The sequence below is a fragment of the Streptomyces sp. Q2 genome (assembly GCF_056820935.1).
This window is the reverse complement of record NZ_JBXEJE010000002.1, coordinates 178,577-198,337: the sequence shown is the minus strand read 5'-3', so window position 1 is coordinate 198,337 and position 19,761 is coordinate 178,577. Positions and strand designations below refer to the sequence as shown.

Annotated in this window: 21 protein-coding genes; 9 read left to right on the top strand and 12 right to left on the bottom strand. The window is 70.9% G+C overall.

Translation table 11 applies throughout. From position 1 onward, the window contains the following. Positions 1–64: 64 nt before the first annotated feature. Positions 65–706, bottom strand: a complete 642-nt coding sequence (locus ACWBNA_RS03080) for a DUF6758 family protein (protein ID WP_482702010.1) — start codon at positions 704–706, stop codon at positions 65–67. Positions 707–867: 161 nt separating this feature from the next. On the opposite strand from ACWBNA_RS03080, the gene ACWBNA_RS03075 reads away from it, so the two are divergent. Beyond that, the gene (locus tag ACWBNA_RS03075) at positions 868–2,103 is read left to right on the top strand and encodes an MFS transporter (RefSeq protein ID WP_482702007.1); all 1,236 of its coding nucleotides are present in this window, start codon (positions 868–870) and stop codon (positions 2,101–2,103) included. 47 nt (positions 2,104–2,150) lie between these two features. On the opposite strand, the gene ACWBNA_RS03070 is transcribed toward ACWBNA_RS03075, so the two are convergent. Further along, entirely contained in the window at positions 2,151–2,747 is a 597-nt protein-coding gene (locus ACWBNA_RS03070; protein ID WP_482702006.1) for a suppressor of fused domain protein, read from the bottom strand. Between the two features lie 474 nt (positions 2,748–3,221). Between ACWBNA_RS03070 and ACWBNA_RS03065 the strand changes: the two genes are divergently transcribed. Together ACWBNA_RS03065 and ACWBNA_RS03060 are read left to right on the top strand one after the other, a co-directional pair. Then, positions 3,222–4,343: a magnesium and cobalt transport protein CorA gene (locus ACWBNA_RS03065; protein WP_482702004.1), complete on the top strand. Its 1,122-nt coding sequence runs from the start codon at positions 3,222–3,224 to the stop codon at positions 4,341–4,343. Positions 4,344–4,366: 23 nt separating this feature from the next. Then, positions 4,367–4,879 carry a hypothetical protein gene (locus ACWBNA_RS03060; protein ID WP_482702002.1) on the top strand — a complete coding sequence of 171 codons (513 nt, stop codon included), beginning with the start codon at positions 4,367–4,369 and terminating at the stop codon, positions 4,877–4,879. Between the two features lie 3 nt (positions 4,880–4,882). On the opposite strand, the gene ACWBNA_RS03055 is transcribed toward ACWBNA_RS03060, so the two are convergent. Beyond that, positions 4,883–5,638 (bottom strand): hypothetical protein, encoded by a 756-nt coding sequence (locus tag ACWBNA_RS03055; RefSeq protein WP_482702000.1) that lies wholly within the window; start codon positions 5,636–5,638, stop codon positions 4,883–4,885. A 223-nt stretch (positions 5,639–5,861) separates the two neighbouring features. Here ACWBNA_RS03055 and ACWBNA_RS03050 point away from each other — a divergent pair, with 223 nt between their 5' ends. The 3 genes from ACWBNA_RS03050 to ACWBNA_RS03040 are packed head-to-tail and all read left to right on the top strand — an operon-like array spanning position 5,862 to position 8,924. Further along, the gene (locus tag ACWBNA_RS03050) at positions 5,862–7,160 is read left to right on the top strand and encodes a magnesium transporter MgtE N-terminal domain-containing protein (protein ID WP_482701998.1); all 1,299 of its coding nucleotides are present in this window, start codon (positions 5,862–5,864) and stop codon (positions 7,158–7,160) included. Next, the gene (locus tag ACWBNA_RS03045) at positions 7,150–7,746 is read left to right on the top strand and encodes a DUF1003 domain-containing protein (RefSeq protein ID WP_383858301.1); all 597 of its coding nucleotides are present in this window, start codon (positions 7,150–7,152) and stop codon (positions 7,744–7,746) included. The genes ACWBNA_RS03050 and ACWBNA_RS03045 overlap by 11 nt, the downstream gene beginning before the upstream one ends. Before the next feature lie 44 nt (positions 7,747–7,790). Beyond that, positions 7,791–8,924 carry an Mrp/NBP35 family ATP-binding protein gene (locus ACWBNA_RS03040; protein WP_482701996.1) on the top strand — a complete coding sequence of 378 codons (1,134 nt, stop codon included), beginning with the start codon at positions 7,791–7,793 and terminating at the stop codon, positions 8,922–8,924. 109 nt (positions 8,925–9,033) lie between these two features. Here the strand turns inward: ACWBNA_RS03040 and ACWBNA_RS03035 are convergent, their stop codons facing one another. The 5 genes from ACWBNA_RS03035 to sigE form a co-directional block, all read right to left on the bottom strand. Continuing rightward, positions 9,034–9,690 (bottom strand): hypothetical protein, encoded by a 657-nt coding sequence (locus ACWBNA_RS03035; RefSeq protein ID WP_482701994.1) that lies wholly within the window; start codon positions 9,688–9,690, stop codon positions 9,034–9,036. Between the two features lie 223 nt (positions 9,691–9,913). Beyond that, entirely contained in the window at positions 9,914–10,351 is a 438-nt protein-coding gene (locus ACWBNA_RS03030) for a sec-independent translocase (protein ID WP_482701992.1), read from the bottom strand. 215 nt (positions 10,352–10,566) lie between these two features. Next, positions 10,567–12,567 carry a S1C family serine protease gene (locus ACWBNA_RS03025; protein WP_482701990.1) on the bottom strand — a complete coding sequence of 667 codons (2,001 nt, stop codon included), beginning with the start codon at positions 12,565–12,567 and terminating at the stop codon, positions 10,567–10,569. Positions 12,568–12,699: 132 nt separating this feature from the next. Beyond that, positions 12,700–13,689 carry an anti-sigma factor family protein gene (locus ACWBNA_RS03020; RefSeq protein WP_482701988.1) on the bottom strand — a complete coding sequence of 330 codons (990 nt, stop codon included), beginning with the start codon at positions 13,687–13,689 and terminating at the stop codon, positions 12,700–12,702. Next, entirely contained in the window at positions 13,686–14,459 is a 774-nt protein-coding gene (gene sigE / locus ACWBNA_RS03015; protein ID WP_266434131.1) for an RNA polymerase sigma factor SigE, read from the bottom strand. The genes ACWBNA_RS03020 and sigE overlap by 4 nt, the downstream gene beginning before the upstream one ends. 163 nt (positions 14,460–14,622) lie before the next feature. On the opposite strand from sigE, the gene ACWBNA_RS03010 reads away from it, so the two are divergent. Then, the gene (locus ACWBNA_RS03010; protein WP_482702430.1) at positions 14,623–15,321 is read left to right on the top strand and encodes an O-methyltransferase; all 699 of its coding nucleotides are present in this window, start codon (positions 14,623–14,625) and stop codon (positions 15,319–15,321) included. 114 nt (positions 15,322–15,435) lie between these two features. Here the strand turns inward: ACWBNA_RS03010 and ACWBNA_RS03005 are convergent, their stop codons facing one another. Then, positions 15,436–15,603, bottom strand: coding sequence for a DUF3117 domain-containing protein (locus ACWBNA_RS03005; protein WP_003966491.1), 168 nt, complete (start codon positions 15,601–15,603; stop codon positions 15,436–15,438). A gap of 376 nt (positions 15,604–15,979) precedes the next feature. Here ACWBNA_RS03005 and chcB point away from each other — a divergent pair, with 376 nt between their 5' ends. Beyond that, complete coding sequence (gene chcB / locus ACWBNA_RS03000) at positions 15,980–16,783, top strand: 2-cyclohexenylcarbonyl CoA isomerase (RefSeq protein WP_482701986.1); 804 nt, start codon at positions 15,980–15,982, stop codon at positions 16,781–16,783. A gap of 34 nt (positions 16,784–16,817) precedes the next feature. Here chcB and ACWBNA_RS02995 read toward each other — a convergent pair whose 3' ends face one another. Both ACWBNA_RS02995 and ACWBNA_RS02990 read right to left on the bottom strand, forming a co-directional pair. Beyond that, positions 16,818–17,402 (bottom strand): DNA-3-methyladenine glycosylase I, encoded by a 585-nt coding sequence (locus ACWBNA_RS02995; RefSeq protein ID WP_482701984.1) that lies wholly within the window; start codon positions 17,400–17,402, stop codon positions 16,818–16,820. Beyond that, entirely contained in the window at positions 17,399–17,749 is a 351-nt protein-coding gene (locus tag ACWBNA_RS02990; protein WP_482702428.1) for a DivIVA domain-containing protein, read from the bottom strand. The genes ACWBNA_RS02995 and ACWBNA_RS02990 overlap by 4 nt, the downstream gene beginning before the upstream one ends. A gap of 153 nt (positions 17,750–17,902) precedes the next feature. On the opposite strand from ACWBNA_RS02990, the gene folP reads away from it, so the two are divergent. Next, positions 17,903–18,763 carry a dihydropteroate synthase gene (gene folP, locus ACWBNA_RS02985; RefSeq protein WP_482701982.1) on the top strand — a complete coding sequence of 287 codons (861 nt, stop codon included), beginning with the start codon at positions 17,903–17,905 and terminating at the stop codon, positions 18,761–18,763. Between the two features lie 173 nt (positions 18,764–18,936). Here the strand turns inward: folP and ACWBNA_RS02980 are convergent, their stop codons facing one another. After that, the gene (locus tag ACWBNA_RS02980) at positions 18,937–19,695 is read right to left on the bottom strand and encodes an LOG family protein (RefSeq protein WP_217241086.1); all 759 of its coding nucleotides are present in this window, start codon (positions 19,693–19,695) and stop codon (positions 18,937–18,939) included. Positions 19,696–19,761: the final 66 nt, after the last annotated feature.

Here is a 19,761-nt window from a genome sequence, read left to right as displayed (position 1 = left end):
CCTGTCACACCCGTAAGTGCACAGAGCCCCCTACACAACCACCCAGGCCGGTCCCAGCGGGCCCCTAGGGTTCGAGCAGGCGCGGCGACAGCGCCCCGCACGGCACGAGTTCCACCTCGGCCCCCGCGTCCCGCAGATCCGTCAGCACCAACTCGTCGTACATCAGCAGCCCGGACTGCTCGGGCCACACGACCGCCCACACCCACAGCCCGAGCGCCTCGCCCGCGAAGACCGCGCGGTCGTCCGGGGCGCCGGCCACGTGCCACAGCGGGGTCGGGCGGCCGGCGGCGAGGACCTTGGCCTGGGGTGGCTTCTCGACGCTCATGTACGGTCCCGGGTCGGGGCCGTCGATGCCCGCGTACCGCGCGCCGAGGCCGACGCCGAGCTCCTCGGCCACCAGGATCAGTTCGCCCATGCCGCCGAGCGGTCCGGGTCCGGAGCACGCCACGGCCGTGGCACGGCCGCCGCTGCGGTCGTCACCGGCGCAGGCCACGCCGGTGAACAGCCAGCCGACGGGCAGCGGCCACGGGATCCACACCGGTACCTGCGTGCGGTGCACCACGACTTCGAGGGCCTCGACGCTGGGCGGGATCACGGGCTGCACCGGGTGCACGGTGCCGTGCGCATCGCACTGCCAGGTATCGACGAAGAGTCCGGGAGCCCTGACCCGGCCACCACACTTCGGGCAACTGGGTTCGCCCCTCATAGGGCCCCACGGTCCTACCCTCGCTCCCCCACGTCAAGGACTGATCACCCGTCCGGGCGGAAGTGCCCCACCGGCGAGAGTTGCATGTAGCTTGCATTATTTAGCCGAGCTAACTTACTATGTGCATATACCAACTATCTTCGCCGTGATGGGAGAACACGATGGGAGACCCCAAGGATCCCTTCGACGCGGGAGCCGGTGGCATCCTGCGACAGCCCAAGGCTGTCTGGGCGACCGCCGGCGCGTCCGTCGTCGCCTTCATGGGCATCGGACTCGTCGACCCGATCCTGCCGTCCATCGCCTCGGGCCTGGACGCCACCGCCGGCCAAGTGTCGCTGCTCTTCACCTCGTACTTCCTGATCACCGCGATCGCGATGCTGGTCACCGGCTTCATCTCCAGCCGCATCGGCGGCCGCAGGACCCTGCTGCTCGGCCTCGCCCTGGTCGTCCTCTTCGCGGCCCTGTCGGGCACCTCGAACTCGGTCGCCGAACTCGTCGGCTTCCGGGCCGGCTGGGGTCTGGGCAACGCGCTGTTCGTCTCGACGGCCCTCGCGGTCATCGTCGGCGCGGCGGCCGGCGGCAGCGCGGCAGCGATCCTGCTGTACGAGTCCGCCCTCGGCCTGGGCATGGCGTGCGGGCCCCTGCTGGGCGCGCTGCTCGGTGACGCCAGCTGGCGCTACCCCTTCTTCGGCACCGCGTTCCTGATGGCGATCGGCTTCCTGTGCATCACGGCGTTCCTGAAGGAGCAGCCGAAGCCGGCCAGGAAGACCTCACTGCTCGACCCGGTCAAGGCACTGGGCCACGGCGGCCTGGCGTCGGCGGCGGTGTCGGCGTTCTTCTACAACTACACGTTCTTCACCGTGCTGGCCTTCACCCCGTTCGTGCTGGACATGACCCCGTACAAGTCGGGTGCCGTGTTCTTCGCCTGGGGTGTGCTGCTCGCCGTCTTCTCCGTGATCGTGGCGCCCCGCATGCAGGAGCGGTTCGGCTCGCTGAAGGTGCTCGGCGGTTCACTCGTGCTGCTCGCGGTCGACGTGCTCGCCCTCGGATACGGCAACCACACGGCCGCCATCGTCTGCACGATCCTGTCCGGCGCCTTCATCGGCGTGAACAACACCGTGTACACGGAGCTGGCGCTCGGAGTGTCGGACGCCCCGCGGCCGGTGGCGAGCGCCGGCTACAACTTCGTACGCTGGTTCGCGGCCGCCGCCGCGCCCTACTTCGCGCCGAAGATCGAGGAGTGGAGCGACATCCACATGCCGTTCGTCGTCGCGGCCGTGACGGCGGTCCTGGGCGCGCTCGTGGTCGTCGTACGACGGAAGGCGCTCGCGCACGAGGCCGAGGAGCTGGAGCCGAGGCACGCGACCGAGGACGGGGTCACCGTCTTCGCCGGCTGAACCCTTGAGTCAACTGACGCTTTTCAGCCACCGGTTGGTGAGATCGCTCACTCCAGCGGGACGGACTTCCGGGACGGATCCCGGAGGTCCGTCCCGTTCGTCAGCCAGCGCTCCTGGAGGGCCTGCGCGCCGTGCACCCGCTTCCAGGCCGCCTCGTTCGGCGTCATCGGGAACAGCGGCAGGAACCGTACGGGGTCCAGGGGCTCGTCGAGTTCCAGGTCCTCGACCAGGCCGCCCGGCTCACCGACCAGGACCGAGGTGAACGGGGCGCCCGGCCACAGCGGCTCACCGACGTCGAGGGAGGCGCCGGGGGCCACGACCACGCCCTCGACCTGCGGGGAAGCGGCCAGGACGGCGAGCGGACGGAGCACCTTGCCGGTTTCGGCGAGACCACTTCGTACCGAAAGGACCAGCTCGGCGCGCGGGCCCTTGACCGGGTCGGCGAGCACCGCGGTGGGGTCGGCCATGGGCTGCGCGGACATGCCGAGCGTGGCGTAGCGGACGACACCGCCCTCCGGGCCGGTGTCCTGGAAACGCAGCACCTCGATGCGGTCCGTGCCGAGGAAGGTGACCGCCGCGCGCGCGTCCGGCTCGCCCAGCGCGCTGCGCAACCGGGCCTCGACCAGAGGAAGAACATCAGCCATGCCGCGAGCATAGAACTCGTCAGTACCGGGCAAAGCAGCGCCTTGACACTTCGGTCGACTGGTACTCTGGCCCGGTGGTTCGGGGCAGCACGCTAAAGCGTCGCGGTCAAGCCCCGACGCCGAAGGAACTCCCTTACGAGGGACCGGCCGGAGGAGGTGGGGCTGCAATGGACCGAAGTCGACCGTGCAGTAGCACCCGCTCTTCCCGCCGCTGATGTAGCTGCTCTGGCTCTGGCTGGCCGCCACCTCTCGCACTCGCTTCACCGCGGAAGAGCGCTTCGTTTCGTTTTACCTGATCTGTCCGAACTGCCTGTTTCACGGCAGTAGCTGAATCAGTAGCGAAGCTCGCCACCGCGACGGTGCGGTGCTCCCCGCTTTGTGGACGTGCCAAACATCCGCAGTCAGGACGTCCCCATTCCGGGCAGTTCCAACCGCCTCGGCGGCCTTTCGTTGCCTGTCACGAAGGAGCCTGCCATGTCGATGATCCGCGACCTGCGCGCCGTCGTCCGCCCGTCCCGCGTCTCCCTGCGCAAGGACAGCAGCAGCGTCTACGACACCACCCGCGACCCTTCGACCCCGTCCGCCGTCGTCGACTGCGCCGTCTACCGCGACGGCGCCCGCGTCGAGCTGCCGAAGCCGCTCAGCCCCAACGAGGCGATGCGCCTGGTGCGCCGCGACGGGGGCTTCGTGTGGATCGGGCTGCACGAGCCGACCGAGGCCGAATTCTCGGGTATCGCGGGCGAGTTCGGGCTGCACCCGCTGGCCGTGGAGGACGCGGTGCAGGCCCACCAGCGCCCCAAGCTGGAGCGCTACGACGACTCCCTGTTCACCGTGTTCAAGACCATCCACTACGTCGAGCACGACCGGGTCACCGCCAACAGCGAGGTCGTCGAGACCGGCGAGGTCATGTGTTTCACCGGCCGTGACTTCTTCATCACCGTCCGGCACGGCGGCCAGGGCTCGCTCAGGGCACTGCGTCACCGGCTCCAGGACGACCCCGAGCTGCTCGCCAAGGGCCCCTCGGCGGTACTGCACGCGATCGCCGACCATGTCGTCGACGGCTACATCGCGGTCGCGGACGCGGTGCAGGACGACATCGACGAGGTGGAGACCGAGGTCTTCTCGCCGGGCCGCCGGGGCGGCGTCTCGCGCGGTGTGGACTCGGCGGGGATCTACCAACTCAAGCGTGAGGTGCTGGAGTTCAAGCGGGCCGTCTCGCCGCTGCTGCGCCCGATGCAGCTGCTGAGCGAGCGCCCGATGCGGCTGATCGACCCGGACATCCAGAAGTACTTCCGGGACGTCGCCGACCACCTGGCCCGCGTCCAGGAGCAGGTCCTCGGCTTCGACGAACTGCTCAACTCGATCCTCCAGGCCAACCTCGCGCAGGCGTCCGTCGCGCAGAACGAGGACATGCGGAAGATCACCTCGTGGGCCGCGATCATCGCCGTACCGACGATGGTGTGCGGTGTGTACGGCATGAACTTCGACCACATGCCGGAGCTGCACTGGAGGTACGGCTACCCGGTGATCATGTCGGTCACGGTGGCCCTCTGTGTGGGCATCCACCGCACCCTCAAGCGCAACGGCTGGCTCTGAGGACCCCTGGATAGGCTGAGCCCATGACTAGCGAGCTGCTCGACCAGGCCCTCGTCGAGGAGGCCACGAAGAAGTCCGGTCTCATCTGGGTCGAGGGCCCCGACGGCCCGGCCCGCGCGCTGTGGCACGTGTGGCACGAGGGCGCGGCCTGTCTGATCGGCGACGGGCCCGGCGAACAGCCGCTGCCCGGGCTGGCCGACAGGACCACGGCCCAGGTCACGGTCCGCAGCAAGGACAAGGGCGGCCGGCTGGTCTCCTGGGCGGCGACGGTCGTGGAGCTGACGTCCCGGTCGCCCGAGTGGGAAGCGGCGGTCGCTGAGCTCAAGGGCAAACGGCTGAACGCCCCGGACGGCGAGGCCATGACGGAGCGGTGGGCCCGCGAATGCCGGGTACTCCGCCTGGAGCCGACCGGCACGACGTCCCCGCTGCCCGACGGGGACTTGGCCCAGGCTCCGCTGCCGACGTCGGCGACCACGCGTGAGCCGGTTCCCGCGGCGCTGCCGCGACTGCTGCTGAAGCGCCGCAAGCGACGCTAGCCGTCAGGACGTCGGCAGCTTCTTGCCGTAGTCCACCGTCTCGTCCTTGTCCGGCTCCGTCAGGGCGAAGGTCTTGCCCCAGGCCGAGAAGGTCAGGGTCCCGGCACCGCCCGCCCGTACCAGGCGGAGCGGATACGGCTTGCCCTCCAGGGAGACGTCCAGCGTGCCGCCGGAGCCGTCGTCGCCGGCGATGCGGATGGTGCGCACACCCGCCTGCTCGTGGTGGCCGTCCGTCCCGAGCGTGCCGTGCAGCGTCAGCAGACCGTCGAGGAGGACGTCCATGTCCGTGAAGCCGCTGAACTTCTTGTACGAGGGGTCGCCCTGCGGCACCTTCACGTACTTGCCGTCGAGCTTGTCGGCCGCCGCCGCGTCCGCGTCGGAGCCGTCCCCCTTGCCGTCCGCGTCGGTCCAGAAGCCGGCGTCCGCCTTGAGGAAGAGCTGCTCGCCTATCCGCAGCAGGTGGAAGGTCGCGTCCTCGGAAGTGACCGAGCCGGAGCCGCCGTCGGACTTCAGGCGCATGTCGAGCTTGTACGTCCGCCCACTGGCGACCACGTTCCCCGAGAGGTGGACCGCCGCGGCCGACCCGGCCGCGGTACGCGTCTTGGACTGGATCTGGTCGGCCGGCAGCTTGCCGACGCCGTTGGTCCCCGCGTCCGGGTCCTCACCGCATCCCGTCAGGCCGGTCCCCGTCACGACGAGGGCGCACAACGCGCCTGCCAGGGCGGCCCTGCGGGTACGGCGCCGGGGAATCGCAGTCACAGGTGGGGCTGCCTTTCTGACAAGGGTCCTTCAGCGGCGTACGGCAGCGTACCGGGGCCCCGGGCCCCCGGTGGAGCCAGTCCGTCCGGACGCCTCACCAGCGCGTATCCGATCGGGACGGGCTAGCCTGAAGCCCACCCGAGCGGGCAATTCGGAAAAGAGACCCACCCAGCGGCCCAGGACGCAACCCCGTACGAACCCCGCACGAAAAGGAAGCACAGCCATGGCAGCGGGCGCCCCCCGGATCTTCGTCTCGCATCTCGCCGACGTCGCCGTCTTCGACCCGGCAGGCGACCAGGTCGGCCGCCTGCGCGACCTGGTCGTCATGCTGCGCGTCGGACGGCGGCCGCCACGCCTGCTCGGCCTGGTCGTCGAACTCGCCACCCGCCGCCGCATCTTCCTGCCCATCACCCGCGTGACCGGCATCGAGTCCGGCCAGGTCATCACCACCGGCGTGCTCAACGTCCGCCGCTTCGAACAACGGCCCACCGAGCGGCTCGTCTTCGGGGAACTCCTCGACCGGCGCGTCACACTCGCCGAGACCCGCGAGGAGGTCACGGTCCTGGACGTGGCGGTGCAGCAGTTGCCGGCCCGCCGGGACTGGGAGATCGACCGTGTCTTCGTCCGCAAGGGCGGCAAGGGCGGCGCCTTCCGGCGGAAGGGCGAGACCCTGACCGTCGAGTGGTCCGCCGTCACCGGCTTCTCCCTGGAGGAGCACGGACAGGGCGCCGAGAGCCTCCTCGCCACCTTCGAGCAACTGCGCCCGGCCGACCTCGCCAACGTCCTGCACCACCTCTCCCCCAAGCGGCGCGCCGAAGTCGCCGCCGCCCTCGACGACGACCGCCTGGCCGACGTCCTCGAAGAGCTGCCGGAGGACGACCAGATCGAGATCCTCGGCAAGCTGAAGGAGGAGCGGGCCGCCGACGTCCTGGAGGCGATGGACCCGGACGACGCGGCCGACCTGCTCTCCGAGCTGCCCAAGGGTGACCAGGAGCGGCTGCTGAGCCTGATGAAGCCCGCCGACGCGGCGGACATGCGGCGCCTGCTGGCCTACGAGGAGCACACGGCCGGCGGTCTGATGACGACCGAACCGATCGTGCTGCGGCCCGACGCGACCGTCGCCGACGCCCTCGCCCGCGTCCGCAACCCCGACCTGTCCCCCGCCCTCGCCGCCCAGGTCTACGTCTGCCGGCCGCCCGACGAGACCCCGACCGGCAAGTACCTCGGCACGGTCCACTTCCAGCGCCTGCTGCGCGACCCTCCGTACACGCTGGTCAGTTCGATCATCGACGACGACCTGCAGTCCCTGGCCCCGGACGCGGCGCTGCCCCTGGTCGCCGGGTTCTTCGCGACGTACGACATGGTCGCGGCGCCCGTCGTGGACGAGGCCGGGTCGCTGCTGGGCGCGGTGACCGTGGACGACGTACTGGACCACATGCTGCCCGACGACTGGCGGGAGACCGAGTTCCACCTCGACGAGGACGAGAACGAGGACGAGGAGGTGGCCCCTCATGGCTCCTGAGCGCGAGAGCACCCGCGAGGCCGCCCGCGAGCGCACCCTGGCGGGCGCGACCGCCACGACCCGCTCCCGCCCCCGGCTCGACCAGCCCCGCCCGCCCAGGCGCCGGCTCCTGCCCGAGTGGGACCCGGAGGCCTTCGGGCGGCTGTCGGAGCGCATCGCGCGCTTCCTGGGCACCGGGCGGTTCATCGTCTGGATGACGATCGTCATCATCATGTGGGTGCTGTGGAACATCTTCGCGCCCCGTGACCTGCGCTTCGACAACTATCCGTTCATCTTCCTGACGCTGATGCTGTCGCTCCAGGCCTCCTACGCGGCCCCGTTGATCCTGCTCGCGCAGAACCGGCAGGACGACCGTGACCGCGTCAACCTGGAACAGGACCGCAAGGCGAGCGAGCGGTCCATCGCCGACACCGAGTACCTGACCCGCGAGATCGCCTCGCTCCGGATCGGCCTCGGCGAGGTGGCGACCCGCGACTGGATCCGCTCCGAACTGCAGGACCTGGTGAAGGAACTGGACGAGCGGCACGACGGCCATGTCGTATTCCCGGCAGAACGGTCGCGGGTACGTGACGTAGACGACCGGTGACGGGGCTTTCCGGAGCCCCCGCCGGGCGCCGTACCATCGTCCTTATGGCTACGGAAGACGCGGTGCGTGAAGCACTGGCGACGGTGAACGACCCCGAGATCAACCGACCCATCACCGAACTGGGGATGGTCAAGTCCGTGGAGATCGGCGCGGACGGAGCGGTCGCGGTCGCGGTGTACCTGACGGTCTCCGGCTGTCCCATGCGCGAGACGATCACACAGCGCGTGACGGACGCGGTCTCGGCGGTCGAGGGCGTCACCCGCGTCGACGTCGAACTCGACGTCATGAGCGACGAACAGCGCAAGGAACTGGCGACCGCGCTGCGCGGTGGCCAGACCGAGCGCGAGGTCCCCTTCGCCAAGCCGGGCTCGCTGACCCGCGTGTACGCGGTGGCCTCCGGCAAGGGCGGCGTCGGCAAGTCCTCGGTGACCGTCAACCTGGCGGCGGCGATGGCGGCGGACGGGCTGAAGGTCGGTGTCGTGGACGCCGACATCTACGGCCACAGCGTGCCGCGCATGCTGGGCGCCGACGGCCGTCCCACCCAGGTCGAGAACATGATCATGCCGCCGTCGGCGCACGGCGTGAAGGTCATCTCGATCGGCATGTTCACCCCCGGCAACGCCCCGGTCGTCTGGCGCGGCCCGATGCTCCACCGCGCCCTGCAGCAGTTCCTGGCGGACGTGTACTGGGGCGACCTGGACGTGCTGCTGCTCGATCTCCCGCCCGGCACGGGCGACATCGCCATCTCCGTGGCCCAGCTGGTCCCGAACGCCGAGATCCTGGTCGTGACGACGCCTCAGCAGGCGGCGGCCGAGGTGGCCGAGCGGGCGGGCTCCATCGCCGTCCAGACCCACCAGAAGATCGTCGGCGTGGTGGAGAACATGTCCGGCCTCCCGTGCCCGCACTGCGGCGAGATGGTCGACGTCTTCGGCACGGGCGGCGGCCAGTCGGTCGCCGACGGCCTGACCCGCACGACGGGCGCCTCGGTGCCGGTCCTCGGCAGCATCCCCATCGACGTCCGCCTCCGCGAGGGCGGCGACGAGGGCAAGCCGGTCGTCCTGACCGACCCGGACTCCCCGGCGGGCGCGGCCCTGCGGGCGATCGCGGGGAAGCTGGGAGGACGGCAGCGGGGTCTTTCGGGACTGTCCTTGGGGATCACGCCGAGGAACAAGTTCTAGAACGCCCCGCGCGCGGCCGCCGACGCGCACAACCCCTACGACGAAGGGGCGCCGAATACCACCGGCGCCCCTTTTTCACGCGTAGGCGTTTGTCATGCGTAGGCGTTTGTCACGCGTAGTCGGTGATGTCCTTGATCATGGCGAAGCCGAGCCCGTACGCGCTCATGCCTCTCCCGTACGCCCCCACGTGCACCCCCTGCTGAGTCGACCCGGCCAGCACCCAGCCGAACTCGGACTCCCGGTAGTGGAAGGGCGTCGGAACGCCGTCCACGGGCAGGGACAGCGTCGACCAGTCGTCGCCGTCCAGGTCGTCCGCGAGGGCCCACGCCGTCTCGGTCTGCTGGTCCAGCCAGTCGTCACGCAGACTGTGGTCCATCTGGCCCGGCCAGGTGAAGGACAGCAGCCCCACCCCCGCCAGCCAGGCAGCCGAGGACACCGACGTGGCCTCCAGGACGCCGGTGCCGTCGCCGCTGCGCCGCACGGGATTGGCCGCGACGGTGACCACCACCGCGAACTTCTCCTTGTCCTGCGAGGACTCGTTCCGTACGGAGGGCTCGTCGCCGTGTCCGATGGAACCGTGCTCGACGGCTCCGTCGGCCGCCGTACCGACCTGCATCAGCCAGCGCGGTCCCGTGAAGGCCTCGTCGAGGCCGTACCACGGGAAGGGCGCCAGCAGGTAGCCGTCGACCGTGCGCCGGGCGGAGGGGACCTGTTGTCCACCCTCCGCGGCCGACGCCTGCCCGACTGCCCGACTCGTCGTCTCCATGTGCCCGGACGCCTCCTCGCTCTCGTCGGAACGAACGGCCCGCCCCCCTTCGGGCGTACTCGTCCGCTCCGCACAACAACTCGGCAGCATAGCCACACTGCTCCGAGCAGCCGGGAAGCCGCCCGGCGCGTGGGTCGCCCAGGAGGCACGTTCAGGCCGTGAGAGGTCCCTGAGGAGTATGAAACGCGTCACGTACGGTGGAGCGTGCGCCCGGGCGTACGGCTCAGGTGGCGTCCGCGTCGTACGGCGGGCGCGCTTCGGGCGTCTCGGGCTTCTTCGTCATGTCGAGGGTGCCGCCGGAGGAGCCGGACGACGAAGAGGACGACGACGAGTCGCTGTCGCGGCTGTGGACCGCGTCCGTGACCTCGGCCATCTCCTTCTTCAGGTCGAAGCCGTTGCGGATCTCCTTGAGCCCCAGTTCGTCGTTGTCCAGCTGCTTGCGGATGAACGCCTTGGGGTTGAGGTCCTCGAACTCGAAGTCCTTGAACTCCGGGCCCAGTTCGCTGCGGATGTCCTGCTTGGCGCTCTCCGAGAACTCCCGGATCTTGCGGATGGTCCGCGTGACGTCCTGGATGACCTTCGGAAGCTTGTCCGGACCGAAGACGAGCACGGCGAGGACAACGAGCGTGATCAGCTCGAGCGGTCCTATGTCATTGAACACCTGTCGCTCCTTGCGATGTCCTCGGCCCTCGGCCCTCGGTGGTCTGTGCGGTCTTCCGTGGTCCGGGCCGAGTCCACGGTACCCGGCGATCCCGCGAGACGGGTACTGTCCCGAGCCCTCCGAGTGCGGTACGTGTGGGGTTTTCCGGGTTGTTTGCCTTGTGGGGCCACTGATCAGGCCATTACGGGCCCTCTTCTGTGATGTTCGTGTGAGTCTCAGCCGCCGTCGGAGGATCCGAGGACGAGCGAGATCGTCCTCTCCTTGCCGTCGCGCTCCACGGTGAGTTCGAGGCGGTCGCCCGGGCGGTGGGCGCGGGTCTTGACGATGAGCTCGTCGCCGGAGTGGACGCGCTGGCCGTCGACCTCGGTGATGACGTCGCCGGCCTCGATGCCGGCCCGGTCGCCGGGGCCGTCGACGGTGACCGCGGGGCCGCCGTCGCCTCCCTTCGTACCGACGCGGGCGCCGTCACCGGCGTAGTCCATGTCGAGGGTGACGCCGATCACCGGGTGGGTCGCCTTGCCGGTGTTGATCAGCTCCTCGGCGACACGCTTGCCCTGGTTGACCGGTATGGCGAACCCGAGGCCTATCGAGCCGGCCTGGCCGCCGTCCGGGGCGGAGCCGCTGTCGGCGGACCGGATGGCGGAGTTGATGCCGATCACACGGGCCCGCGCGTCGAGGAGGGGCCCGCCGGAGTTGCCGGGGTTGATGGGCGCGTCGGTCTGCAGGGCGTCGACATACGACACGTCGCTCCCGTCCCCGCTCTCGCCGCCGGCCGTGATGGGCCGCTCCTTGGCGCTGATGATGCCGGAGGTGACGGTGCCCGCCAGGTCGAAGGGGGCGCCGATGGCGACGACGGGGTCGCCGACCTGGACGTCGTCGGAGTTGCCGAGGGTCAGGGGCTTGAGGCCCCTCACCCCGCTGACCTTGACGACGGCGAGGTCATAGCCGCTGTCCCTGCCGACGACGGTGGCCTTGGCGGTGTCACCACTGTGGAAGGTCACGGTTATCTCGCCGTCGTCGGCGGCGGGTTCGACGACGTGGTTGTTGGTGAGGATGTGACCGCGGTCGTCGAGCACGAATCCGGTACCGGTACCGGATTCGTCGGACCCGCTCACATGCAGGGTCACCACACTGGGCAGCGCCCGCGAGGCGATTCCCGCCACGCTGTCCGGAGCCCGCCCCGCCGACTCCGCCTCGGCCTGGGGCAGCTCGACAGCACCGAGGCCGCCGTTGCGCTCCAGATACGTCCCTACGACACCACCGACGCCCCCGGACACGAGCGCCAACAGCACGGCACCACCCACGAGCACCCTCTTCACGCGCCTGCGCTGCTGCTCCTCGGTGAGGACGGCCGCGCCGTTCTGCTGGAGGGGCGCGGCGGGGAGCGGGGCCCAGGGGTCGTAGTTCTGCCAAGGGGTGGACGCACCCTGCGCGGGGCTCTGCGGGACCACTGAGGGCCCCGCGGCGGGTGGAAGGGCGGGGGGAACTCCCGGCACCACGCCGGGCGCAGCCGGGACGACAGGGGCTGCCTGCGTGCTGGAGGCCGGTGACGGCACGGCGTGTGGGTTCGCGGGCGGGGTCGACGTCGGGGCGAGCGGGCCCGAAGCAGGGACGTCGGAGACCGCGGTCGGCCCGTCGGAACCCGTGGCCGGGACGTATGGGCCGGGTTGCCGTGTCGGCGCCGGTGCGGACGTGCCGTGCGGCGGCGGGGTCGCCGGATGTTGTACGGGCGGTGCGGGTGCCCAGGGGCCCGGCTCTCCGTAGGGCGGGGTGCTGTAGGGGTCGGGGTCGTGCAGGGGGCGGGGACGCTCGGCAGCGGGCACAGGGGGCTGCTCGGAGGTCGGCGCCACGGTCGGCGCCACGGCAAGGTCCGTCTCGGCTTCCGGCCGGCCGGGGCGACCTGCCACCGATACGAGGGCTTGCTCGGCGCCGGCCCCGGTCCCGCGGTCGACGCCGGACGCGACCACCACCGCTTCCCCTTCCGGCACCGTGGCCACCCCACTGGGTCGTGCCAGCTCGAAATCGCCCCCGGTATCGGGCCTCTGGTCCGGAGCCCTCAGTTCGAAGTCACCGTCGGAGCCGGCACCGCGGACGCCGGTCCCGGCGTCGCCCGGCACCGCGTCCGCAACCGGACCGGGCGCCTCCGCCGCGTCCGCGAGGTCCTGCGGTCGAGGACGACTCCACCACTTCGCCCTCGCGGGCTTCCCCTCGTTCATGCTCTCCCCACAGCTCGGGCTCCGCCTTGCGGCCCCCACGCGCCGAACGTACGACTCCCTGGATTCAACCAGGTTCCCGAGCCGCCGCGCAGGGGCAGGTCAGGCGGGCGTCGGCCGGGAGGGGCCGGCGAGTCAGCGGGGGGAGGCGGAGGACGCCGAGGGGGAGGGGGTCGAGTCGGGGACGGTCGCGGCGAGGAGGCCGGGGGTGGCGAGCAGGTCCGGGGTCGCGGACCACGCGGTGAGGTCGAGCGGCGGGGTCGCGCTGAGCGGACGTATCAGAGGGGACATGGCGGCCGCACCGGCCATGACGGGTGCGGCCAGCGAGTGGACGCCCTCCTGCAGCCGGTCCACCGCGGGAACCTGTCCCCCGGGCAGCAACGGTGCCGAGACCTCGGTCGGGGCGACCGGGGTGTCACCGAGCGAGCCCTGGCTCTGCCCCTGGGCGAGCAGCGGGCCGAGCCCACGGCGCCGCTGGCTGTCGGGCGACGTGGCCGCTCCCGTGCCCTGCGTGCGGGCCGGTGTCACATTGCTGCCGGTGCCGGAACCGCCGCGCGCGTCCGCGGCGGTGTCGCCCGGCGTCACCGTGGCGACCCCGCCCAGCGCGATCGCGGCCAGGGACACCGCCCCGGCGGCGACGAACGCGAACCGCAGCCCGCGTGATGCCGACCGCTCGGCCTCGTGACGGCTGACGTCGTGGATGCGGAAGCCGCGGTTCGCCGGGGAGGGCGGAAGCACCGAGGCGTGCGGGCGGGCCGGCATGTAGTCGAACGCGAACCGCTCGCCGCGTTTCAGGCCGAAGACCCCGGTGGACCCGGGTCGTCCGGCCAGTTGGCCGGGGAAGCCCGAGCCACCGAACGGCGAGTCGTCGCCACCGTCGGCGTCGCCTCCCGCGGGAAGACCCTGGAGGCGGGCCAGGAAGCTTTCGGAGGGGGGCGGGGGTGCCGCCTCCGCGAAGACGTTCTTCAGTCGGCGCTGTGCGTCGGCCTCGGCCTTGCACTTGGCACAGGTGGCCAGGTGCGCGAGGACACGGTCGCGCGACTCATGACCGAGCTCTCCGTCCACAAGGGCGGCGAGTCGGTCTCCCAGATGCTGTTCGGACGGGGTAGGCCGTGATCCACTCACGCGGTCGCGCCCCCTCCCCCCAGCGCCGGAACACGGGCCATGAAGGAACGGCGCTGGGCCCGGGCCTCCGGCGAGCGGTGCGCGAGGGCCTTGCGCAGCTGGGAACGGCCGCGGTGGATCCGGGACCGGACCGTGCCGAGCTTGACGCCCAGGGTCGCGGCGATCTCCTCGTACGACAGTCCTTCGATGTCGCACAGGACGACCGCGGCGCGGAACTCGGGGGCGAGGGTGTCGAGGGCCTGCTGGACGTCGGCGTCGAAGTGCGCGTCGTTGAAGACCTGCTGCGGCGACGGCTCGCGGCTGGGCAGCCGCTCGGCCGCGTCCTCGCCGAGGGCGTCGAAGCGGATGCGCTGCTTGCGGCGGACCATGTCCAGGAAGAGGTTGGTGGTGATGCGGTGCAGCCAGCCCTCGAAGGTGCCGGGCGTGTAGGTCGACAGCGAGCGGAAGACGCGGACGAAGACCTCCTGGGTGAGGTCCTCGGCGTCGTGCTGGTTGCCCGTCAGACGGTAGGCGAGCCGGTACACCCGGCCGCTGTGCGTGCTGACGATCTCCTCCCAGGTGGGCGGAGTCCACGCCTGCCCGTCCGCGTCGGTGGAGAAGGTCGCGGTCTGGGCGTACTCGGCGGCGTGACTGTGGTCAGCAGCGGTGTCGTTCACGGATTTCGGCCTGCCCGCCGATCCGAGGAAGCGCCGCAGCACTCCTCCGCGATCCACAGGTGCAGCCGCACCTCCCCTGTCGGCTCTGGTGGTGTCCAGTGGAGCCCCTACCATAGCCACCTCGCCCGTTAGCTCCGGATAAGCGGTTTTACGAGAAATTGATCTGTGCTGATACGGCTCGTGCGGCTGCGTCAGCAGTTGCTCGAGCGCCTGCTCGTCGTCGTGATCCAACTGTGTCCCCCCGCCCTGTCTCCCACCCCTCTAAACGCCCGGTCCCATCTGCGGGTTCCCGACGCCAACGGATACAGTCACGCCCAGGCAACCACGGGGACAGGAGAGGGTCATTACCGGCAACCGGCAGACGAGCTGGGCGTTCGCCGACGCCTATGTCGCCGAGGACGAAACCCTGCGCTGGGCCCGTGACCGGGCCCGCGAGGCGGGGCTGCGCTCGGTGTCGCCCGGCACGGGCGCGGCGCTCGGGTTGCTCGCTGCCACCGTGGAGGCCAAGGCGGTCGCGGAGATCGGAACCGGCACCGGCGTGTCGGGGATCCACCTGCTGCACGGAATGCGTCCGGACGGTGTGCTGACCACGGTCGACCCCGAGCCGGAACACCAGCAGTTCGCCCGCCAGGCCTTCCGCGCCAGCGGTTTCGCCAGCAACCGGGCCCGCTTCATCCCGGGCCGCGCCCTGGACGTCCTGCCCCGGCTCGCGGACGCCGGCTACGACCTGGTCTTCTGCGACGGCGACCGGCAGGAGGTCATGGACTACCTCGCTGAATCGTTGCGCCTGCTGCGCCCCGGTGGCCTGGTCGTCTTCGAGGGCGTCTTCGCCAACGGCCGGACGGTCGACTCGGGCCCGCAGCCCACGGAGGTCCTGCGGCTGCGGGAGCTGCTGCGCGCGGTGCGCGAGAGCCAGGAGCTCGTGCCGTCACTGCTCCCAGTGGGTGACGGGCTGCTCTGCGCGGTCAAGCGCTGACCGTTCGAGATCGACGTCGAGACGGCGACGAGGACGGCACCGGGGACGAAAGACCGCAACCCCGGTACCGCAGGCGGTACCGGGGTTGCCGAAAGGGTATGGTCGCGTTCCGCGTCAGCCGACGACCTTCTTGAGGGCGTCACCGAGCGCGTCGGCCTCATCGGGGGTCAGCTCGACGACGAGCCGCCCGCCGCCTTCGAGCGGAACGCGCATGACAATGCCCCGCCCCTCCTTGGTCACCTCGAGCGGGCCATCGCCCGTCCGCGGCTTCATGGCCGCCATGCTCGTTCCCCTTCCTGAAACCAGCTCATCGTCAAAGCCGACGGCCCTGGAGGGCACGCTTGTCCCGGGGTGGGACGCACGACACCGGCATCGAACACATTGCTTCCAGGCCATTATCCCGCATCTCAGGACCCGATGACCAACATCAGTCGGCATCGCTTGGGCAACGCGCGCGAGCAAAACCACTCAATTCGGCGATGTGACTGCGATACTGCGCCGCCGCACGGACATCCGCCGGGCGGAAGTGGTCCCGAAATCTTTGACGCAGGTCACACGTCCGGTCCGGTCCCCGGACGGTGATCTCCGCCATGCTGTCCTTCGGACACAGGGACGTACCGACGAGTACGTCCGAGCCGCGGACCGGAGGGGACATGCCATGGCCGACACCGTGCTGTACGAGGTGAGCGACGGACTCGCGACGATCGTGCTGAACCGCCCTGAGGCGATGAACGCGCTGAACATCGCCACCAAGGTCGCCTTGCGGGACGCGGTCCAGGCCGCGTCGGCCGACGAGGCCGTACGGGCGGTGCTGCTGACGGCCGCCGGGGAACGGGCGTTCTGCGTGGGGCAGGACCTCAAGGAGCACATCGGGCTGCTGGCCTCCGACCGCGAGGCCGGGACCGGGCAGACCATGAGCACGGTCCGGGAGCACTACAACCCCATCGCGCGGGCGCTGACGGAGATGCGCAAGCCCGTGGTGGCCGGGGTGAACGGCGTCGCGGCCGGGGCCGGGTTCGGGTTCGCGCTGGCCGCGGACTACCGGGTGGTGGCGGACACGGCGGCCTTCAACACGTCGTTCGCGGGCGTGGCACTGACCGCCGACTCCGGCATCTCCTGGACGCTGCCCCGCGTGATCGGCCCGGGCCGGGCGGCCGACCTGCTGCTCTTCCCGCGCAGCATCACGGCACAGGAGGCGTACGAGCTGGGCATCGCCAACCGGGTCGTACCGTCGGCCGACCTGCGGGCCGAGGCGGAGAAGGTGGCGCGGGCGCTGGCCGAGGGGCCGACCGTGGCGTACGGGGCGATCAAGGAGGCGATGGCCTACGGGCTGTCCCACTCCCTGGCCGAGACCCTGGAGAAGGAGGACGAGCTGCAGACCCGGGCAGGCTCCTCCGAGGACCACGCGATCGCGGTGCAGGCGTTCGTGAACAAGGAGAAGCCGAAGTACCTGGGCCGCTGATCGGCGGCACGGAGGGTGCGGGGCGGGGGCAAGCTCAGCCCCGTCTCGCCACGCACTCCTCCAAGTGGTCGTCGACCAGCCCGCACGCCTGCATCAGCGCGTACGCCGTCGTCGGTCCGACGAAACGCAGGCCGCGCTTCTTGAGGGCCTTCGACAGGGCGGTCGACTCGGGGGTGACCGCGGGGACGTCGGAGAGGGTCTTCGGGGCCGGGCGGGCGGCCGGGTCGGGGGCGTGGGACCAGATCAGGTCGTCCAGTTCGCCCGGGGTCCAGTCGGCCAGCACGCGCGCGTTGGCGAGTGTCGCGTCGACCTTGGCGCGGTTGCGGATGATGCCCGGGTCGGCGAGCAGGCGCGCGCGGTCGTCGTCCGTGAAGGCGGCGACCTTCGCGATCTCGAAGTCGGCGAAGGCGGTACGGAAGGTGGGGCGGCGGCGCAGGATCGTGATCCAGGACAGGCCGGACTGGAAGGCCTCCAGGCTGAGCCGTTCGAAGAGCGCGTCGTCGCCGTGGACCGGGCGGCCCCACTCCTCGTCGTGGTAGGTCACGTACTCCGCGGCCGACAGCGCCCAGGGGCAGCGCGGCGCGCCGTCCGGACCGGCCAGGGCGGCGCTCTCGCTCACGGCCGGTCCTCCTGCGCGGGCTTGTCCATGGAGACGTGGCTCGCGGCGGCCTGCGCGCCGGCCAGCGCGGACTCCAGGTCGGCGATCCGGGCGTCCCGCTCCGCGAGCTCCGCGCCGAGGCGGCCCAGCGCGTCGTCGACGTCCGCCATGCGGTAGCCGCGGGCGGCCAGCGGGAAGCGCAGGGTCTCGATGTCCGCGCGGTTCACCGGGCGGTCCGGGGGCAGCGGGTCCTGCAGGCGCTCCGGAGCGGCCTCCGGCAGCGGGCCGCCGCCCTCGCCGCCGCCCACGACGGCGAGCGTCACCGCGGCGACCACCACGGCCAGCGCGATGACCAGGAACAAGAACATAACCATCGCTGAGGTCCCCATGATCCGTGCCGACGTGCTGGGCGTCGGCGTCGAATGTGTCAGGGTCCGATCGTGCCATGCGAGTCTGACAGTTAGGGTCGCAGGCGGCCACAGACGCCGAAGACCAGGACGTACGAGGAGAGGTCACAGGGGATGCTCAGGCTGGGCAGGCGTGAATTCGGCGCGCACGAGCCGGTGATCATGGCGATCGTGAACCGGACCCCGGACTCCTTCTACGACCAGGGAGCCACCTTCCGCGACGAACCGGCGCTGGCGCGCGTGGAGCAGGCGGTGGCGGAGGGCGCGGCCGTCGTCGACATCGGCGGGGTCAAGGCGGGGCCGGGCGAAGAGGTGACGGCCCGGGAAGAGGCGCGGCGGACGGTCGGCTTCGTGGCGGAGGTCCGGCGGCGCTTCCCCGACGTCGTCATCAGCGTGGACACCTGGCGGGCGGAGGTCGGCGAGGCCGTCTGCGAGGCGGGTGCGGATCTGCTGAACGACGCGTGGGGCGGGGTGGACCCGGGGCTGGCGGAGGTCGCCGCGCGGTACGGGGTGGGACTGGTGTGCACACACGCCGGCGGTGCCGAGCCTCGTACGCGGCCGCATCGGGTGACGTACGACGACGTCATGGCGGACATCCTTCGGGTGACCGTGGGCCTGGCCGAACGGGCGGTGTCGCTCGGCGTGCCCCGGGAGTCCGTGCTGATCGATCCCGGGCACGACTTCGGGAAGAACACGCGGCACAGTCTGGAGGCGACGCGGCGGCTCGGGGAGATGGTCGACACCGGGTGGCCGGTGCTGGTGTCGCTGTCCAACAAGGACTTCGTGGGCGAGACCTTGGACAGGCCCGTGAAGGAGCGGGTGGTGGGGACGCTGGCCACGACGGCCGTGTCCGCGTGGCTCGGTGCCCAGGTGTACCGGGTGCACGAGGTCGCCGAGACCCGGCAGGTGCTGGACATGGTGGCGTCGATCGCGGGACACCGGGCGCCGGCGGTGGCGCGGCGGGGGCTGGCGTAGGGTTTTTCGTCGCCCCCGCCGCCCCTTCCCGTTCCCGTCCTTCTGGGGCTCCGCCCCGGACCCCGCTCCTCAAACGCCGGAGGGGCTGAATTTTCAGCGCGACGTGGGGGTCTGGGGGCGCGGCCCCCGGGGACGGGAAAAGGGAAGGGGCGGCGGGGGCGAAGAGGTGCCCGCTAGCGGCCCGCCTCCTTCGACACCAACGCCACCGCCTCGTCCACGTCGTCCGTGAGGTGGAACAGGAGCAGGTCCTTCTCCGAGGCCTTGCCCTGCGCGATCAGCGTGTTCTTCAGCCAGTCCACCAGCCCGCCCCAGTACTCCGTGCCGAAGAGGACGATCGGGAAGCGGGTGACCTTCTGGGTCTGGACCAGGGTCAGCGCCTCGAACAGCTCGTCCAGCGTGCCGAGGCCGCCCGGCAGGACCACGAACCCCTGGGCGTACTTCACGAACATCATCTTGCGGACGAAGAAGTAGCGGAAGTTGAGGCCGATGTCCACGTATGGGTTGAGTCCCTGCTCGAAGGGCAGCTCGATGCCCAGGCCGACGGAGATGCCCTTCGCCTCGCAGGCGCCCTTGTTGGCGGCTTCCATCGCCCCGGGGCCGCCCCCGGTGATCACCGCGAAGCCCGCTTCCACCAGGCCGCGACCGAGCCGCACCCCCGCCTCGTACTCCGGCGAGTCGGCGGGCGTCCGCGCGGAGCCGAACACGCTGATCGCGGGCGGGAGTTCGGCGAGCGTGCCGAAGCCCTCGATGAACTCCGACTGGATGCGCAGGACGCGCCACGGGTCGGTGTGGACCCAGTCCGAGGGGCCGCCCGCGTCCAGCAGGCGCTGGTCGGTGGTGCTGGCCTGGACCTGTTCCCGCCTTCGGAGGACGGGTCCCAGGCGCTGCTCCTCCGGTGGCTGCTTCTTGCCCTCGGGGTTGCCAGTAGCCATGTGCGCTCCCTCCGCTTGCCGTCTTTCCACCTCAGCGTAGATCTACGTGGGTTACGGACGGGGGAC

What these genes read in the sequence shown, in the direction of transcription:
- ACWBNA_RS03075 (WP_482702007.1), top strand. Translation starts at nt 868, where the DNA reads ATGGGAGACCCCAAGGATCCCTTCGACGCGGGAGCCGGTGGCATCCTG.
- ACWBNA_RS03060 (WP_482702002.1), top strand. Translation starts at nt 4,367, where the DNA reads ATGACTAGCGAGCTGCTCGACCAGGCCCTCGTCGAGGAGGCCACGAAG.
- ACWBNA_RS03005 (WP_003966491.1), bottom strand. Translation starts at nt 15,603, where the DNA reads ATGGCGGCCATGAAGCCGCGGACGGGCGATGGCCCGCTCGAGGTGACC.
- ACWBNA_RS03070 (WP_482702006.1), bottom strand. Translation starts at nt 2,747, where the DNA reads ATGGCTGATGTTCTTCCTCTGGTCGAGGCCCGGTTGCGCAGCGCGCTG.
- ACWBNA_RS03050 (WP_482701998.1), top strand. Translation starts at nt 5,862, where the DNA reads ATGGCAGCGGGCGCCCCCCGGATCTTCGTCTCGCATCTCGCCGACGTC.
- ACWBNA_RS03040 (WP_482701996.1), top strand. Translation starts at nt 7,791, where the DNA reads ATGGCTACGGAAGACGCGGTGCGTGAAGCACTGGCGACGGTGAACGAC.
- ACWBNA_RS03025 (WP_482701990.1), bottom strand. Translation starts at nt 12,567, where the DNA reads ATGAACGAGGGGAAGCCCGCGAGGGCGAAGTGGTGGAGTCGTCCTCGA.
- sigE (WP_266434131.1), bottom strand. Translation starts at nt 14,459, where the DNA reads ATGGTAGGGGCTCCACTGGACACCACCAGAGCCGACAGGGGAGGTGCG.
- ACWBNA_RS03065 (WP_482702004.1), top strand. Translation starts at nt 3,222, where the DNA reads ATGTCGATGATCCGCGACCTGCGCGCCGTCGTCCGCCCGTCCCGCGTC.
- ACWBNA_RS02990 (WP_482702428.1), bottom strand. Translation starts at nt 17,749, where the DNA reads ATGTTCTTGTTCCTGGTCATCGCGCTGGCCGTGGTGGTCGCCGCGGTG.
- ACWBNA_RS03080 (WP_482702010.1), bottom strand. Translation starts at nt 706, where the DNA reads ATGAGGGGCGAACCCAGTTGCCCGAAGTGTGGTGGCCGGGTCAGGGCT.
- ACWBNA_RS03035 (WP_482701994.1), bottom strand. Translation starts at nt 9,690, where the DNA reads ATGGAGACGACGAGTCGGGCAGTCGGGCAGGCGTCGGCCGCGGAGGGT.
- ACWBNA_RS03045 (WP_383858301.1), top strand. Translation starts at nt 7,150, where the DNA reads ATGGCTCCTGAGCGCGAGAGCACCCGCGAGGCCGCCCGCGAGCGCACC.
- ACWBNA_RS02980 (WP_217241086.1), bottom strand. Translation starts at nt 19,695, where the DNA reads ATGGCTACTGGCAACCCCGAGGGCAAGAAGCAGCCACCGGAGGAGCAG.
- chcB (WP_482701986.1), top strand. Translation starts at nt 15,980, where the DNA reads ATGGCCGACACCGTGCTGTACGAGGTGAGCGACGGACTCGCGACGATC.
- folP (WP_482701982.1), top strand. Translation starts at nt 17,903, where the DNA reads ATGCTCAGGCTGGGCAGGCGTGAATTCGGCGCGCACGAGCCGGTGATC.